At 43.2% G+C, this 17,666-nt stretch carries 14 protein-coding genes; 6 read left to right on the top strand and 8 right to left on the bottom strand.

From position 1 onward, the window contains the following. The first annotated feature begins 31 nt into the window (after positions 1-31). Positions 32-580: a YqeG family HAD IIIA-type phosphatase gene (locus ACYRY3_RS44065; protein ID WP_460208161.1), complete on the top strand. Its 549-nt coding sequence runs from the start codon at positions 32-34 to the stop codon at positions 578-580. A 266-nt stretch (positions 581-846) separates the two neighbouring features. Continuing rightward, positions 847-1,956: a glutamate 5-kinase gene (gene proB / locus ACYRY3_RS44070; RefSeq protein WP_460208162.1), complete on the top strand. Its 1,110-nt coding sequence runs from the start codon at positions 847-849 to the stop codon at positions 1,954-1,956. 192 nt (positions 1,957-2,148) lie between these two features. On the opposite strand, the gene ACYRY3_RS44075 is transcribed toward proB, so the two are convergent. Both ACYRY3_RS44075 and ACYRY3_RS44080 read right to left on the bottom strand, forming a co-directional pair. Beyond that, complete coding sequence (locus tag ACYRY3_RS44075; protein WP_460208163.1) at positions 2,149-3,237, bottom strand: helix-turn-helix domain-containing protein; 1,089 nt, start codon at positions 3,235-3,237, stop codon at positions 2,149-2,151. 468 nt (positions 3,238-3,705) lie between these two features. Further along, positions 3,706-4,614, bottom strand: coding sequence for an alpha/beta hydrolase (locus ACYRY3_RS44080; protein ID WP_460208164.1), 909 nt, complete (start codon positions 4,612-4,614; stop codon positions 3,706-3,708). Between the two features lie 182 nt (positions 4,615-4,796). On the opposite strand from ACYRY3_RS44080, the gene ACYRY3_RS44085 reads away from it, so the two are divergent. Further along, on the top strand, positions 4,797-5,741 hold the full coding sequence (locus ACYRY3_RS44085) for a RodZ domain-containing protein (RefSeq protein ID WP_460208165.1): 945 nt from the start codon (positions 4,797-4,799) through the stop codon (positions 5,739-5,741). 65 nt (positions 5,742-5,806) lie between these two features. Here the strand turns inward: ACYRY3_RS44085 and gatA are convergent, their stop codons facing one another. Next, a complete protein-coding gene (gene gatA, locus ACYRY3_RS44090; protein ID WP_460208166.1) occupies positions 5,807-7,261 on the bottom strand; it encodes an Asp-tRNA(Asn)/Glu-tRNA(Gln) amidotransferase subunit GatA in 1,455 nt (484 codons plus the stop codon). Between the two features lie 255 nt (positions 7,262-7,516). Here gatA and ACYRY3_RS44095 point away from each other — a divergent pair, with 255 nt between their 5' ends. The 3 genes from ACYRY3_RS44095 to ACYRY3_RS44105 all read left to right on the top strand — a co-directional run bounded on the left by ACYRY3_RS44095 (position 7,517) and on the right by ACYRY3_RS44105 (position 10,635). Further along, complete coding sequence (locus ACYRY3_RS44095) at positions 7,517-8,866, top strand: helix-hairpin-helix domain-containing protein (RefSeq protein WP_460208167.1); 1,350 nt, start codon at positions 7,517-7,519, stop codon at positions 8,864-8,866. A gap of 687 nt (positions 8,867-9,553) precedes the next feature. Then, a complete protein-coding gene (locus ACYRY3_RS44100; protein ID WP_460208168.1) occupies positions 9,554-10,123 on the top strand; it encodes a hypothetical protein in 570 nt (189 codons plus the stop codon). A 182-nt stretch (positions 10,124-10,305) separates the two neighbouring features. Beyond that, positions 10,306-10,635: a DUF6464 family protein gene (locus ACYRY3_RS44105; RefSeq protein WP_460208169.1), complete on the top strand. Its 330-nt coding sequence runs from the start codon at positions 10,306-10,308 to the stop codon at positions 10,633-10,635. An 11-nt stretch (positions 10,636-10,646) separates the two neighbouring features. Here the strand turns inward: ACYRY3_RS44105 and ACYRY3_RS44110 are convergent, their stop codons facing one another. The 5 genes from ACYRY3_RS44110 to ACYRY3_RS44130 all read right to left on the bottom strand — a co-directional run bounded on the left by ACYRY3_RS44110 (position 10,647) and on the right by ACYRY3_RS44130 (position 17,666). Beyond that, positions 10,647-11,444 carry a pantothenate kinase gene (locus tag ACYRY3_RS44110; RefSeq protein WP_460208171.1) on the bottom strand — a complete coding sequence of 266 codons (798 nt, stop codon included), beginning with the start codon at positions 11,442-11,444 and terminating at the stop codon, positions 10,647-10,649. Positions 11,445-11,473: 29 nt separating this feature from the next. Beyond that, positions 11,474-13,090, bottom strand: a complete 1,617-nt coding sequence (locus ACYRY3_RS44115) for a WD40 repeat domain-containing protein (RefSeq protein WP_460208172.1) — start codon at positions 13,088-13,090, stop codon at positions 11,474-11,476. Continuing rightward, on the bottom strand, positions 13,083-15,002 hold the full coding sequence (locus ACYRY3_RS44120) for an ATP-binding protein (RefSeq protein ID WP_460208173.1): 1,920 nt from the start codon (positions 15,000-15,002) through the stop codon (positions 13,083-13,085). The genes ACYRY3_RS44115 and ACYRY3_RS44120 overlap by 8 nt, the downstream gene beginning before the upstream one ends. Before the next feature lie 218 nt (positions 15,003-15,220). Further along, positions 15,221-16,438 (bottom strand): NACHT domain-containing protein, encoded by a 1,218-nt coding sequence (locus ACYRY3_RS44125; RefSeq protein WP_460208174.1) that lies wholly within the window; start codon positions 16,436-16,438, stop codon positions 15,221-15,223. 409 nt (positions 16,439-16,847) lie between these two features. Further along, a complete protein-coding gene (locus ACYRY3_RS44130; protein WP_460208175.1) occupies positions 16,848-17,666 on the bottom strand; it encodes an SDR family oxidoreductase in 819 nt (272 codons plus the stop codon).

Genomic DNA, 17,666 nt, shown 5'->3' on the forward strand with positions numbered 1-17,666 from the left:
GGAGCTGGGTAATCGCTGAATTGAGAACGCTATGAGCTGGAATAATTTCTTGCAGCCCGATTTGATATTAGAAGGTTCAGTGTTAAACCTAACACCAGATATTATCAGGAAATACGAACTCAAAGGGCTGGTGTTAGATGTGGATGAAACACTGGTACCAATAAGAGTGGCTTCAGCTTCCCCAGAATTGCAACAATGGGTAGAGGAAGTTCGTTCTTGTGCGAAGTTATGGTTGGTCAGCAATAACATAAGCGATGCCCGTATAGGTGGTATAGCTCGCTCCCTCGACATACCGTACTTTATCAGTGCCGCTAAACCCTCGCGACGCAAAATTAGAGAAGCACTCAAGGCAATGAATTTGCCAGTCAACCAAGTCGCGATGGTAGGCGATCGCTTGTTTACCGATGTGCTTGCAGGGAACCGCCTGGGAATGTTCACTATATTGGTCGAACCGATTGTACACCCAGATGCGGCCCTGCGCTCTCACCCAATACGAAACTTTGAAGTCTGGGCATCGGAAATTTTAGGAGCCTCGATTACGCCAAAGAAAAGAAGATTTAGAAATCTTGACAAAAAGTAATAAATAGTCAGGAAAATAAATCTAAAGAAATAGTTAAAAACTCTGAAGTATTCGCTGAAATCGGAGAGTATAAGTACATATAACAATGAGGTCAGCAAAATAAAGACCTCACCCATAATAAGTAAAGATAAAAATGTAGAGCGTCAGCCTTCACATATAGGAGGACTGGCGCTTTACAATTTAGTCATTTGTCCTTAGTCCTCAGTCCTTTGTCCAAAGTACTCTTGACTCTTGACTCTTGACTCTCGACTCTTGACTCTCGACCAATGACTCAAACAATCGTTGTTAAAATTGGCACATCTAGCCTGACCCAACCGGAAACCGGACAACTTGCACTTTCCACCATTGCCACCCTGGCAGAAACCCTTTCGCACCTGCGACGGCAGAAACATCGAGTGGTTTTAGTTTCTTCTGGAGCTGTGGGAGTGGGGTGTGCGCGATTGGGGCTAACCGAACGACCCAAAGCAATTGCTTTAAAACAGGCAGTTGCAGCAGTAGGTCAAGGCAGGCTAATGCGGGTATACGACGATTTATTTACAACTTTGCAGCAGCCAATTGCTCAAGTCTTACTCACCCGTAGCGATTTAGTACAGCGCAGTCGATATCTTAACGTTTACAACACCTTTAAAGAATTACTAGAACTGGGTGTCATTCCAGTTGTGAATGAAAATGACACCGTAGCAGTAGAAGAGCTAAAATTTGGTGACAATGATACGCTGTCAGCTTTAGTTGCTAGCTTGGTAGAAGCCAATTGGCTCTTTTTGCTAACAGATGTAGATAGACTTTATTCAGCAGATCCCCGTTCTGTACCCGATGCCCAGCCTATAGCTTTAGTCAGTAACATCAAAGAATTAGCAGCATTACAAGTGCAAACAGGTAGCCAGGGTTCTCAATGGGGAACAGGCGGGATGGTAACAAAAATTTCAGCAGCGAGAATTGCCGTAGCTGCCGGTGTCCGTACTGTCATCACCGAAGGGCGACAACCCCGGAACATAGAAAAAATCCTACAAGGCGAACCTATTGGAACTCACTTTGAAGCGCAACCAGAACCAACATCTGCTCGCAAACGTTGGATAGCTTACGGTTTGATTCCAGCAGGAAAATTGTATTTAGATGAAGGAGCAGCGATCGCAATTTCTACTGGTGGTAGGTCATTGTTAGCCGCTGGTATTCTAACAGTAGAAGGAGAGTTTGACACTCAAGATGCCGTGCAATTGTGCGACAAAAACGGTCATGAAATTGCTAGAGGACTTGTCAACTATACCAGTGCCGAATTGCAAAAGATTCGCGGACGCCGTTCCAATGAAATTCCCACAATTTTAGGCTATGTCGGTGCTGAAACTGTGGTGCATCGAGATAATTTAGTTTTGATTTGACCGCCCCACCTAGGATGACAGTACCAACTACGTGTGCCAGAGTTTTGCCTACTAGACCCAAGCCGCAACCGCTAGCAATGTAGTTATTAGACCTATCACCGATTTTGTGTGATATCAAGATAATGTAGGGGCGAACAGTTGTTCACCCTCCTATACGTATTGCACCCAATTCAAAACCGATACAGTCACCAATTACAAAGCCTCAGGTGGGGCAATATCAGAACCAACAACGATCCCCGCACCACTAGACTGTAAACCTGGTTTAGCAGTTGGTTTTTCATCTTTCAATGACTGAGTCACTGAAGAGGATGAAGGCACCTCACCTGTATCTATTGATGCATCAGCATTGGCTTGCTGAGACATAATTGATAATCCTCCTAAAGACCCAGCGACAAGAGCTGCGTAGCCTACATAGAGATGTACGGGCTTGATTCCAAGACCCAATCCACCAGATTGGAATTGAGATTGATAGGAAGTTGGTAAAACCAATTTTGTTGGTTCTGGAATGGGTAAACTAGCAGCTAGATTTGTGCCATCAAGCCCCAAGGCATTGCCCATGACACGGATGAAACCACGAACATAGACATCCTCTGGCAAAGCCTCCCAGTTCCCTTCTTCAATAGCTTGCATTTGATGAATTGGTACGTGGGTATAGACGTGAAGTTGGTTCAAAGAAAGATGTTGAGACTCGCGAATTTGCCGTAGTTGTTGACCGACTTGACGGAGGCTGTCTATACGCTGTTGAGCCTTTTGTTCGGCTAGTTCGGCTTTTGTAGGCTTTCTGTTTCTAAACCACCTGCCCTGTTTTTTCTGCTTGGGATGGCTTTCAGAAGTTTGGACAATCTCAGGCTTGGATGACACTTCAGCTTGAACAGTTGTTTCAACGGTCTCTTTTGGATGTACCCTTACGTCAGTTAAACACGGTGTGAAATCAACAACTTCTGCTTCTTCAGAAAGAGTCGCTAGGACCTCTATATTCTTATCTTCTGGCTGATGATTTTCTTGTTGCTTTTCTTCCTTTTCTTCTGCCTTTTCCGAGTGTTGCACAAATTGCCGAAATGCCAAACCAATAGCTTCTCTGCCTACTGCTTTAAACAAATCTTGTGCTTGTTCGGCTGATGAGCCAAGCATATTCTCTATCGCAGTGAGAGCGCGACGATAAACTTTACTTTGATGCAGTTCTGTTTCTATTTCATCTAAGAGCGATCGCAGTTCGTCTTGAGAAATTTCTATAGCTGGATGAATGGGAGTTTTTAACAAGTACAGGGATGTGGTAGCCATTGTGGGAAGCCTCTTTTGGCAGGAGAGCAATGCGAAGTTTTACTTATGTAATTTCTTCTACGGTTTACTATCTGTTCCGGATGGATACGTATTATTTTTCTACCTCCTGCGAGAGATGTAGTCAAAGTTTCATCAAACTAGCCTAAGACTATTATTTAACAGTCTTATGTGGTAGTAACCAGTATTTTTTCTACTCGGTATTTTTCAGGATAAAGTCATTTAAAAAGCACGCGTAAAAGAGTTTTCCTTAATACATTTAAGAAAAACACCGTGTATGAAAAAATAGGTGGTTAGTGGTTAGTAGTTAGTGGTTAGTAGTTAATGGGGAAAAATTACAATATGACAGTTTTGCAGAGCCTTCAAAGTCCCCCTTAAAAAGAGATGCTGAAAACTGCCGTGTTATCTTGAGCATTCATTCCTCACATTTAATGAGGGAATATCTGTGTGTTTCACAACTTGATACAAATGCTATTCTGATTTAAATGGCGATCTGTTGCGCTCCTGAACTTGTTTCACAAAAGACTGCACCGCCTGATGGTACACAGAAGGAGCAATCTCTGCTACATCATTATGTCCTGCTCCTGAGATGAGAACCAGATTTTTCGGTTCTGGAGCAGCTTCATACAGGTTTTCGCTCATGAACGCAGGTACGACCAAATCATCTGTGCCGTGAATGAATAAAACTGGTATTTTTAAATTGGGCACTTTCACGAATGAGTCAAAACGCTGTGTCAGAATCAAATTGACTGGAAACATCCAAAAATTGTTCCGATAAGCGATTACATCCCGAATGGAAGTAAAAGAGCCTTCTACAATCAATCCTGCTGCCTTTGGCGTGTTGACAGCTAAATCAATAGCGACTGCGCCTCCCAAGGAATGTCCGTACAGAAAAATTTTACTGGGTGGTATCTTGCGCTGGTGAACTAAGTAATTCCAAGCTGTCACTGCATCTTGATAAACTGCCACTTCATTGGGGAAACCCCCTTCGCTACGACCATAACCGCGATAATCAATAAGGAACACTGAAAATCCGAGTTGATGAAATCGATATGCTTGACCGACATTTGCACCAATGTTGATCCCATTACCGTGGAGATACAGCAAGACCTTGTCATTACCTTGGCTAGCTTGTATCCACCAAGCGTGAATGCGTTGCACTTTGCCAGATGGAACCCCTACGGGCAACCAGACCTCTTCATATTTCAGATTAAAAACCTCTGGTGTCCTTTCGATAGTGGAAGACGGAAAAAAAATAAACCGGGTTTGCCGAAAAAAAAGTAATAGACATACAGCGCAATACACTATTGCTACAGCGCTTCCTAACCAAATAAATAACGTAAATAGCAATTGTATTGGATGTTGCAACTTATCTGTCATGATGGAAGTATTTATAAATACAATATAAATAGCCAATCGAAGGAGGTTTTTCTCAATGAAATTATGAATACGTTATCAAAAAAAGATTTAAGATAATAATAGTAAATAGGTAAATATCTATATCACAGTTTTAGTAGCTGGTCAATTAATGATTAAACATTAGCAAAAAAGAGGAGAAGACGGTGAAGCTGTCCAGCAAGGCTCAAGAGGAGCAACTCATGGAAGTGGTTGCACATCTACGGCAAGTGAGAGAAGAAAGAGCGATACGTATAGATGAGCTAGCGGCTTATACACGTATTCGACCAGTTTTCTTACAAGCCTTAGAAGAGGGGCGATTTGAAGAATTGCCTGAGCCTGTTTATGTTCAGGGGTTCGTCCGCCATTATGGTGATGCCATAGGATTGAATGGCACTGCTTTAGCACAAGATTTTGCAAGTATTTGCTCTCCTCCCAAAGAACCAGAGCACGAAAATCAGGAGTTAGAAAAAAAGCCAAATATATACATTCCTCTAGCTGTCCCATACATCTTGTTATTAGCTGCTGCCACCTTCGGGCTGTTTTACGTACTCAATCCTCAACGTCCATCTGAATCTGTCAGCCAAAAGAAAACTGCTTCACCAACCGCAGTCCAGAAAACAGCATCAACATCCCCAACTTCATCAAAAGTAGCACCAACTCAAATTTCAAAAGTATCCGCAATCCCAAAGAACAGCTCTTCTCCCACCCCAACAGCAATACCTGAGACTTCATTTCCACAGGTCGCCCCAACCCCCACAGCACAACCAACACAAGAAGCAACTGCATCGGTTATCACCCCAACACCAGCCGCCGTCACCCCAACCCCTACAACATCTCCTTCAACAGAAGCAACTACACCTGTTGAAGTTTCTATTGAACTTCAAGATGAATCATGGCTGCGAGTACAAGTAGACGGCAAAACAGAATTTGAGGGAATTTTAACCAAGGGAGACCGAAAATCTTGGACAGCAAAAAAAGAGTTAGTCATTCGTTCTGGAAATGCTGGCGCGGTCTTGATTTCCACTAATAACCAGCAACCCACTCCATTGGGAAATCTGGGTAGGGTCAAGCAAGTTACTTTTACTTCAAAAACAGTTAATGGTCAGTAGTCATTGGCTAACAGTCCTTGGTTATTCGCAGGCATTACAAATGACCAAGGACAAATGACTATTGACTATAATTGCGGCTGGCGCTGGTGCCAAGTTGTTGATTGTTCGTAGGCGTAAGCAACTTGAAAAAGTTGGTCTTCTCTGAGCAAATTTCCAATCAACTGCAAACCGATGGGTAATCCATGACTATCAAACCCACACGGAATACTTATACCCGGTAAACCAGCAAGGTTTACAGGAATAGTCATCAAGTCTACTAAGTACATGCTTAAGGGATCGGAAGTTTTTTCCCCTGCTTTAAATGCGGTTGTGGGGGCTGTGGGACAGACCAAAACATCAACTTTTTCAAAGGCTTTTTCAAAATCCTCTTTAATCAGAGTGCGGACTTTTTGAGCCTTGAGATAGTATGCGTCGTAGTAACCAGCAGAAAGAGCATACGTGCCAATCATAATGCGGCGCTTGACTTCTGCACCAAAACCTGTAGCGCGGGTGCGGGTATACATCGCCATCAAATTCTCTGCATCGGAAACCCGGTAACCATACTTAACACCATCATAACGAGCCAAGTTGGCTGATGCTTCTGATGGAGCAATAATGTAGTAGCTGGGTAAGCCAGACCGGAATCGAGGACAGGAAATTTCTTGAATTTCAGCACCCAAAGCCTGCAGTTGTTCCAGTGCTTTGTTAACTGCTTGTTCAACCTCAGAATCTAAGCCTTCACCAAAGGTTTCTTTGATAACGCCAATTCTAAACTTTCCTTTAGCAAGTTCTGGTTGTAAATTGGCAGTGTAGTCAGGAATTTCTACTTTCAAACTCGTGGAATCTTTGGGATCGTAACCTGCGATCGCATTCAATAATATAGCTGAATCTTCCACCGTGCGACTCATAGGACCTATTTGATCCAAAGACGAAGCAAAAGCCACCAACCCATAACGAGAAACGAGACCATAGGTTGGTTTTATCCCCACAACACCGCAAAAAGACGCAGGCTGTCTAATCGAACCGCCAGTATCGGAACCCAAAGACACAACGCATTCCCCTGCAGCGACTGCAGCGGCTGAACCACCAGAAGAACCTCCAGGAACTCGCGATAAATCCCAAGGATTAGCGGTGAGTTTGAAAGCAGAAGTTTCGGTAGAACCCCCCATTGCAAACTCATCTAAATTGGTTTTACCGACCATCACCGCATCAGCATCCGCCAGTTTTTGCGTCACTGTTGATTCATATGGCGGGACAAAGTTTTCTAAAATGCGGGAGGCGCAAGTGGTGGGAATACCCTTAGTACACATATTATCCTTAATACCAATGGGAATTCCCGCTAAGATGCCGATGTCTTCTCCTGCAGCAATTTTAGCATCCACTTTCCGCGCTTGCTCTAAGGCAAGTTCTGCAGTCACGCACAAAAAACTGTTGACTTTGGGCTCTAACGCTTGAATGCGGTCTAACGCCTCTTGAGTAATTTCAACCGCAGAACGTTCTTTCTTGACTAACTGTGTGTGCAACTCGCGGATGAATGCCATGATAGCTCCTTTTTCACTCAAGTTCTTGATTTTAGTACAGGTTGAGGCTTTCTGCACAACTTCTATCACGTACTGTTATGTACGGCACTGCCCACCTTCTCACCATTGAACGGCTCGTGTCATATGTATTATGTAGGGTGGGCACTGCCCACCAACCTCAATTACTACCCACCCCACCAATGCACTCGGCATTACAATATTCTGTATCAAGCATATTGACAATACTATCCTTAAGAAAATTTCTAAACCTTAAAAATGGTAAAAATTATTGCGCGTAAATCTTTAGGTACACAAAATGTATACGACATTGGAGTAGAGCGCGACCATAATTTTGTGATTGTCCGTGGCTTAGTCGCTTCCAATTGTTTCAACAAATCTCACTCCACAGCATACGGTTACGTAACATATCAAACTGCATACTTGAAAGCCAATTACCCACTGGAATACATGGCAGCACTGTTAACCGCTAACAGTGATGATACAGACAAGGTGCAGAAGTATATTGCTACCTGCATCAGTATGGGCATTCAAATAGAACCACCAGATATTAATCGTTCGGGTGTAGATTTTACTCCCTCTGGAGGAAAAATTTTATTTGGATTATCAGCCGTGCGTAATGTGGGACAAAACGCAATAGGCTGTATTTTAGAAGCAAGAGAGGAGGGAGGAGAGTTTAAATCCCTAGCTAACTTCTGCGATCGCGTGGATTTACGTGCTGTCAACCGCCGTACAATAGATGCACTGATTTCCTGTGGAGCTTTTGACAAAATAGAGAGCAACCGCAACCAGCTCGTCCACGACCTTGAACTAGTATACGATTGGGCACAATCCCGTGCTAGAGATAGAGCAAGCGGACAGGGAAATCTTTTTGATTTACTGGGTGGGGGATTTGGCACCACAAGTAGCAATAAAACCCCAAATGGTTTTGAATCAGCCCCCAAAGCAAAACCCGTTCTTGATTTACCACCTCAAGAAAAGTTGCGGATGGAAAAAGAACTACTGGGTTTTTATGTATCAGACCATCCTTTAAAAGCTGTTCGTCAGTCTGCGCGAGTTTTATCTCCGATCAACCTTTCACAACTAGGGGAACAAAAAGAAGAATCTACCCTTTGTGCAATTGTCATGCTGAATGGGGTGAAAAAAGTCATGACAAAGAAAGGCGACCCAATGGCAATTTTACAGATAGAAGATTTAACCGCACAGTCAGAAGCGGTGGTGTTTCCTAAAGTTTACGAGCGAATCAATTCATTGCTTGCAGTAGACGTCAGGTTAATTATTTGGGGTAAAGTAGACCGACGAGACGACCAAACTCAATTGATTGTGGAAGATGCAGAACCAGTAGAGACAGTACAGATGGTGATGGTGGAACTCACCCCCTTGCAAGCGACCACCATTGAAGAGCAAGACCGCCTGAGAACAGTTTTGTTGAATTCACAATTAGGGGACAAAGAAAAAGCAAAAGTACCAGTTATAGGTATTATACAGAGTGACAATTCCCGTCATTTTGTGCGATTCGGTCGTCAATTTTGGGTACAAGATTCTAGAATAGCTCTTCATGCCCTTCAAAACGCCAGATTTTCTGCCCACGTACAATCCTTGGGTTAACTCAACAGAACAATTCCACCCGTGTAGCATAGTTCCCTCCACTTTATAAGGGGAGGGAGGGTTATTATCAATGTGTTGCATTCTTTTTTCAAAATGGCATAATATCATGTTCGGTTAAACACTTGTAATAAAAATACCCCTCCCTAACCCTCCCCTTAATAAGGGGAGGGTGCCGTTAGGCGGGTGGGGTAGAATTTGTGTATCGTAAGTAATGAGTCGAACATGATATAACACGCTTATACTGCAAGCTTTACAATGATTTACATTTGTGAGCCTTATTTTCACCGATGACTACTAGAGCATCGGTACAGAAATCGTAAAAAACCTAGTTTTGTGTAGAGACTAAGCATGGCTGGTCTCTACATTCACGAAGTATTGAGGATTACAGCAGAGAGAAAATGTGTGTTTTGCTCCATTTTGACTACCATACTGACGCTCTAGGATTCTACGTGCCTGCACGGGTTTCCAGGCACCATAAACACTTTATTTTATACGTATATTTACAGAAAATCTAATACTAACTTGATATTAACATATTTAAAACAATTTCGGTGAATTAACGTATCTACTATAGGCTTTAATTAGTTTTTTTCCTTAGTTCTGCGGATGATGCTTGCCTTAATTGCATGGTATCTTTTTATGCCAGGAGGGTATGTGCAACTATAAGGAGGAAGGAGCAAAAGCTTGATGACCGCAGATGAAATTCACAAATTTGTTTTGTACTGCAAAAGAATTCAACCCCAATCACAGGAAGATATCACAAGATTTTTTGAAGGGGTTGTAGGGTTTCCATATGACAAAGAACTGCTATTACAAGCATATTTGTTCCTGAATATAAGATATGTATTTCCCTCTTGTTCTGAATTGCTATTATTTGAAAAATCTCCTATTGCTGATTATACAGATTTGGGAAAGTGTGACTTTGTCTACCTGACATCTTCAGGGAAAATCTTTATTATCGAAACTAAATTTATTGATACAGCAGCAACAGGAGCAACAGAAAGAAAAAGAAGAAACAAGCATAGAAATAAAGTATTTGAGCAGGTTATAACTTTAAAAAGTAGATTTAGCGAGTATTGGAATATTCAGCTAGAGCAATTAGAATGTGGTGTTTTTACCACAGATCCAGAAGTTGCTTGGCGGGGCAATGGTGTTAATGTTGTCACCAGAACGATAACTATAGATAAACTTGAAGATTGGCGAATAAATTATAAGAAAACCTTAACTCAACAAAGTTTGAGAGCTTCCCATTTATAGTTAGTACATTATTACTAATAAAAATCAAATGACTTGACAGCTTGAGTGCTGTGCAACAAATTTTAAAACACAAATTTTTGGCGAAAACCCACAGTTCAGGCTGTAGCGGTTATGCTGAGTTAAGTGGCAGCAAAGGCTCTGCATAAACACACTCAGAAGGAACAAAGAAAGAAGGTGTTGAGGTGAAAACACTTTTAGTTATTGTCGTTGGTTTCTTACCGTCCCTGTTCTCCCTGTGGTTAATGCGGAAATCCCAGGCGAGGACACGTTTGCAGTTTAGGCGAGCTGCTGTGGCTTCCTCAAGAACGGGGATAAGACAAAACACCATATCTGAGAGTAGCGATCGCTACTACTTAGAAGGAGTGGGTTACCTGATTGGCGATATTAGTTGTCAATTTAACGCCCGTTCTGGCTACATACGCTGTGCCGTAAATCCCGACGGGCCATGTGAAGGCTGCCGTCATTATCAATCACGGGAAACCACTGTTGAGAAATCTGCAGAATATCTATGAACAGAGAAAAATTAACCAGACATCACGGCTTCCATTCCCAAGAAAATTAAATTTTGTTCGACAATCAAACGCGCTGCAATCTCAGGAAACTGGGATTGTAGATAGTTTACTAACAAAGTGCGATCGCCCCCAGTCATAACAATCTTGCCTTCAGGAAAATCACACCACCAAGCCCCGACAAAATCTTTGATTCCAGCAACTAGAGTATAGATAACCCCACTTTGCATTGCTTCTTCAGTATTTCTAGCAAACCGTAGGGGTATTTGCTGAGGTCGTTCAACCGGTGGTAATTGCCCAGTTCTTCTGGCTAAAGTAGCAAGCTGCAAGCCCAGCCCTGGAAGAATCGCTCCACCCACCAAATGCTGGTTAGCATCTGCGCCTGTAAAAGTCAGTGCTGTCCCCCCATCAATCACTAACATGGGACAACCCCAACTTTTAACAGCACCCCATAAAGCCAGGGCGCGATCGATTCCCAGTGTAGGGTAAACCCCTTGTAAAGGTATTTGGTCTAACGTAATGACGCGAGTATTTGGGTAAGTTTGCCATAGCGCCGTTTGGCTAGGGACGACAGAGGCTAAGAGGAGAGGGGGTAGGGGACAGGGGACAGGGGGTAAGCAGGAGACTGGGGGACTGGGCGAGAGATAGGCTAACAAATCCTCTATTGTTTTAGAGTGAGAGATTTGATGTATAACTTCTGGTGGCAAATAGTCGGTATCCCAAGCACAAATGAGAGATTTGCCCGCAAACCATGCCCAATGCAGCCGGGAATTCCCTATCATCAAAGCTAGCCAGAAAGAACTATCAGCCATCAGTTATTTTGCTTTCGTTACTTGTAGGGTTAGGTCATAGCTAAAAAATGCATCCTTCCTGACTGTTCCCCTGCCACAATTGTCACTCCATCCAGTGCTACAGCACAACAATATATTGGACTGTCACCTGTAAAAGTGGCAATGACTTTCCCTGTTTCCAAATCCCAAACTTTTAGTGTGTAGTCCTCTGAACCAGAAATCACGCGTTGACCATCCGGCGTCACGGCGACTGCTAATACCGAGTTACTATGACCAGTGAGGGTACGTAGTTCTTTGCCTGTTTTCACATCCCAAACTTTCAGCGTCTTGTCCCATGAAGCAGAAATTAGGCGTTGACCATCCGGCGTCACGGCGACTGCTTGTACCACATTACTATGACCAGTAAGGGTAAACAGTAGTTTTCCAGGTATAAATTTCTGATAAAATGCCAAAAACCCTCTTTTGATTTCTGCCTTCCAAACTTTTAGCGTGCTGTCCCATGAACCAGAAATCATGCGTTGACCATCCGGCGTCACGGCGACTGCTGATACTGCGCTACTATGACCAGTGAGGATGCGTAGTTCTTTGCCTGTTTCCACACCCCAAACTTTCAGCGTCTTGTCAAACGAAGCAGAAATCAGGCGTTGACCATCCGGCGTCACAGCGACTGCACTTACCCAGTCACTATGACCAGTGAGAGTACGTAGTTCTTTACCTGTTTCCACATCCCAAACTTTTAATGTGTAGTCCCATGAACCAGAAATCAGGCGTTGACCATCCGGCGTCACGGCGACTGCACTTACCCTCTCACTATGACCAGTGAGGGTGCGTAGTTCTTTACCTGTTTCCACATCCCAAACTTTCAGTGTATCGTCCCATGAACCAGAAATCAGGCGTTGACCATCCGGCGTCACTGCGACTGCTGATACCGAGTTACTATGACCAGTGAGGGTGCGTAGTTCTTTACCTGTTTCCACATCCCAAACTTTCAGCGTCTTGTCATTTGAAGCAGAAATCAGGCGTTGACCATCCGGTGTTACAGCGACTGCTGATACTGGGCTATTATGACCAGTGAGAGTGCATAGTTCTTTGCCTGTTTCTACATCCCAAACTTTCAGGGTGTTGTCATCTGAACCAGAAATTAGGCGTTGACCATCTGGTGTGAGGACGACTGCTCGTATCCTGTCACTATGACCAGTGAGAGTGCGTAGCAACTTTCCATCAGGGCGAGTTAAGCTAGCTGTGAGGGGACGCAACCAAGGTGCTTTTTGCCACTGTTTTGCTTGTGCTAAGATTGCCTGAATTTCTGGATTGGAAAAGTCTAGCAAGCGCCCTAATAATTGTCCCGCAAGTTGCGTTTTATCTTTTTCCAAAATATGCGCTGACACTCGCAATGCAGCTTGAATCAATTTTAGAGTCTCGGCTTTTTCCCCAGCAATCAAAACTGGTGGATCGAAGGCGCGGTCATAATCTTCAATGAGTTCCTGTAATTTAATTTCAGGATGCAAAGCTTTAGCGGCGATAAAATCAAAATCGGTCAGAAAGCGGTAAAGAAGTTCTTTTTTACCGACATTGTTTGCCTCAGCCATATGACTGGGCAAATGCTTTAAGGCATAATCTCTGTCTTCAAGAGACAAACTGGCTAACCAGTCACTCATCTCACTCATTGCCAAAAAATCCTTTAGTAAGACTATCGACAACCCGGTCGTTCATGGACTCAATCGTCTCACCAGCTGATTGGACGATGCTCAAGCGAGAGAGAAAATCGCGGAAACTGCTGTGATACAAGCTATAACGGATTTCACTTTCTAGATGTTGTTTCCTCAGAAACTGGTTCCAATCATCCAATACTTGCTGCACGGTAATAATATTCTGGGTAGCTAATCTTTTGGTAATCCAACTACGTGAAACTGGCTCTCGGGCGACTCCTAAAAGATATATAATCTTAATCTTCAATTCCAGTAAGGAGTCATCCTTCTTCACCATGCGTTCCCAGTGATCTTCGTAGTAACTGTTGAGACCTTTAGGCAAATTCTCAATATTCAAATTTTGATACTCACCAACTTCAATTGCTGGCAAAATATGGCGCAGATACTCAAAATTACTCTCGCTTTTGGTAGCCAGTTTAATCACAAATTCTTCATTTTCTAGTTTTTGATGCTGAATCCATGCCTTTAGCTGTTGACTTTTGTGGGTACGTTGTCTGATATGGTTTTGTACATCTTCTTCATTTTCAGATTTATATAGCATTAAGTTAAAAAACTGCTCGTCATTGATTCGCAAAGGTAGGCGCTGTGGTCTTTTTGTAACAATGAAGTAAACACCATTGGGCAATATTTCAGGCAGGTAAAGTACGTTAGCACCCGCACTCTGACTGTTCAAATCAACTTCATCCAAAGCATCAACGGCTATTACCAATCGTTCATTTGACTGGAGCGTTTGACTCGCTTCTTTAAGTAACTTTAAAAGAAAATTGTTATTACGCGTGTTTTCTGGCTGAATTTCTGTTGAGTAAGGTAGCTTGTAGCCTTCTATCAACTGAGTACACACACTCCTGATAAATTCTTCAGTACTAGTTATGCCTGCACTACGGTTGTTGAAATAAACAATGCAATCTTTGCGGCGAACAAATTCTGCCAGAATGGAACTTTTACCCATCCCTGGATCGGCTTCGATGATAAAATAACCTTTGGATTTCCCTTGGAAAGAGTTTTCAATTTCGGTAAAAACAAATTCTCGCCCGACAAACTCCTTAGTCTTTTCCTCTACAATTAGTTGGAAATTTAGTGGTACTGGCAAACGCCGTATTTGCACGGCTGCAATTGCTGACAATGCTCGTTTAATTTCTGCTAAGTCTTCCCCAATTCCAGACTCTACTCTTGCCAGGATTTCACAAACTTGCTGGGCTGTCGCTACATTCTCTAATCTTTTGACAATCTCAATATTTTGTGAATTACTTTGCTTCAGACTAGCAGTCATATTCCCCAGTAGCAATAACTGCATAGCGGCGAAAGCTTGACCCCCCTTAGCTGCATCCTCCTTCAGCACCTCACGCAACGCGCTGGGAAACATCACATACAGTCTCTCTGCTAAATAATTCCGCAATTCTGGAATGGAGACGTGATGTAAGTTACACAGCCAGTTAACGATTTGTTTCCAAGTTTCCAGATCCAGCAACCGTACTGCTTGAAATTCTTCAGCTTTGGTTGAAAAAATTGCTGGCAACTGGGTTTCTTCAATTTCAACCGTCGTATCCAATTGCACATCTATTTGTGGCTCTGCTAGCGTAGATTTTGCTAATTGTTTGAGAATATCTTTGTGGAGTGGGTAATGATTTTGTTCGGCTACCGACTCAATTACCAACGCGATCGCCCGCCATACTGCTTGAGACAATTCGCGATCGCTCAAAATATCTTTATCTTCACCCAATCGTTTAGCCAAATCCCCTAGGTCGTTTGCCAAAATGTTACCAGCAAGACCTGCTACCAAACCGCCGACAGCGCCTGAAACCAATGTCCCAGCAGTAATCACCGCACCCATAGCCAGCAGTCGTGTCTTAGTTTGTCCCAGATTTGGCATAACAAGAACGAGTAGGATTGACTAAAAATTAATATAAACCGATTCTACTGGTGGTTTTTGATGATTGCGGGAATCGGAGCAACTAAGGCGATGAACTTGTGGAATTTTTTCTTGATTGTGCGATCGCTCACTCAGATAATAATGCCATAACAAACGCGTTGCTACTGCTCTCCAAAGAGTAACCGTTCACAGGATTTAATGAACTTACGTTAAATTGTTTAATGACGTGAAAACAATAACATCCGAGCCTCAATGCCTTCCCAGGTTTTGGGTGACACCCGCACAGACGCTTGTTTACATTGGATGAGCAGGTTATTGGCGTAGAGATAATTTTCCAGTGCTTTCTCCTCTTCCTGAGATAAATTGATTATGTCTGGGCTGAGATTGAAAGCATCAAGTAAAGTTTGTTGGAGGCATTGAAGAAATGCCCGACGCACTTCCAGAGGTTGTTTCTCATCTGGAATTTTATCTTCCAGTTCTTTGAGTTGGTCAATCAACGCAGTAAAATTAACGTTACTGAAAATTTTTAATTCTTCAAGTTCACGAGTGTAATTAATAGCGATGGCGTAGGCGTTGGCGTAGGCGATGGCGATGGCGATGGCGTTGGCGTAGGCGATGGCGTTGGCGATGGCGATGGCGTTGGCGATGGCGATGGCGTTGGCGATGGCGATGGCGTTGGCGTTGGCGTTGGCGATGGCGTTGGCGTTGGCGTTGGCGATGGCGTTGGCGTTGGCGTTGGCGATGGCGTTGGCGATGGCGTTGGCGATGGCGTTGGCGATGGCGATCGCAAATGCACGTTTACCCACAGGTTTAAAATCCCCAGCAGATCCAGTTGTAATTTGTTCTGCCCAGTTTAATAAAGCTTGGAGTTTTGGTGTGTTAATGTACTTTTGCGCCTCTTCTTCCATCAACAACAGCAAATCATCTGTACCACCACGCATTAAACCGGCGACAAGTAAAAACACTTCTTTCCAGCTTTTATCTGTCAGGTGTTCGGTAACCAATTGCTCAACTAGGCGATGATCGTCAATATATTGCGCTGTTAAATATTCTTGGAGTGTCAGATGAGAAAAAGAAAATACATCCTCTGCTCGTTCTACCAAAATCCCTTGTTGAATAGCAATTGCATTTAACACCGCTTCTCCATCCAAATGTTGAGGTGCATTCAAATTACCTGCCAAAAATGCTTTAATTTGTTGAACCACATCACGCTCAGAAAAAAACAGTCTATCAGACTTGAAATTTGTATAAGCAATCTCTGATAGTAATATTTCTTCTAGCTCTGTATGTAAACCTTGATATATTTCATCTCGAAGAATTCGCTTTTCTGATGCCCATTTCTCTAGTAATATCCGTAATGCTTTTTTGTAAATTGTGCTGCGATTGTCTGGAAAGTTTTGTGACTCATCATATACCAAGCATAAAAATGTCAGCAATAAAGGTGTAAATGTACGTCGAGACAGAGTCAGACTACTTCGGTAGCGTCAGTCGATGAAGCGTAAAGAATCCCCACGCCTTTAGGCTGGGGAGTATGTCAAATATGCTGCTGTGGTTTCAGCCCGTTCACCTGAGCAAACGCTGGATATTATCAGGACGAGATATATAGCTTACTAAATACTCTAATGTAGGGCAGCAAAAATAACTAAGCAATTTTTCAGTACGATTAAAATGCCGAAAGCCCGGTTTATTATGACCGGGCTCTTAATAATAAATAGTTGGGCTATACGCGCCCATCGGCTAGTTATAGAAGATTCACTATAAATCGTTGCTCTGATAATATCTACAACTGCCCAGCCGGTAGTTCCGGAAAATTCTCTCCTAAAGTCGTAATTTCCACAAGGAAAACTAAAGTTTTGCAAACAGCGTTTCCCAGTCAATCGCAGGTGGTCTTGCTCCAGTATTGATTATCTCAAAGGCTTTCCCTTCAGCACTCGGGTATTGAATGGATTCTACACAGGCTGCTGCTACGTCAATGCGGCTGGTTTGTCCTGTCAATGTATCTCCCGTACCCAAAACAACACCATATTTGCCTCCTGTTGTCGCTTTCAATAGGGTGTTGAGGTCATAAGAAGTATAGGGACCATCAATCAAACGTCCGGGACGGATTATGGTGTAAGGTAATCCCGAATTGATAATCGCTTCCTCGCCCTTGAGTTTGGCATCCAGGACACCAAATCCATTCAGGACACTGTAAGGAAATTGCTCTTTGTGGAGAACTCCGCAGGAAGACACGAAGACAAAGCGTTTCAGATTGCGTGGGGCTGCTGCTACTAAGTTGCTGACTCCTTGTGCGTCAACTTTTAAAGGAGTGTTCTTTGCCCTTTTTTCCCGATACTCGGAATTTAAAAACACTTGCGGCCATTCAAGCAAATTGGGACTAGGGTCAAACTCCCATCTCGCAGAAGGAAAGGCGGTCGTTCCCGTACAGCAAATAATATAGGCGACATCCTGTACGGCTGATACGAGTGTACTTGAATCGCGTATGTCACCAACAGTGGCTTCTACTTTGCGATCGAACATCTTTTCCGCTTTTGCGGTATTGCGTGTCAAAACGCGAACTCTAAAGCCCTTTTCTAATAATTTGCCCACTGTTAACTGACCTACTCCACCAGTAGCACCAGCAACAAGTACTAAATCTTCAACCGACACGTTAGGAGAAGTCAT

The sequence above is a fragment of the Scytonema sp. NUACC21 genome (assembly GCF_054684315.1).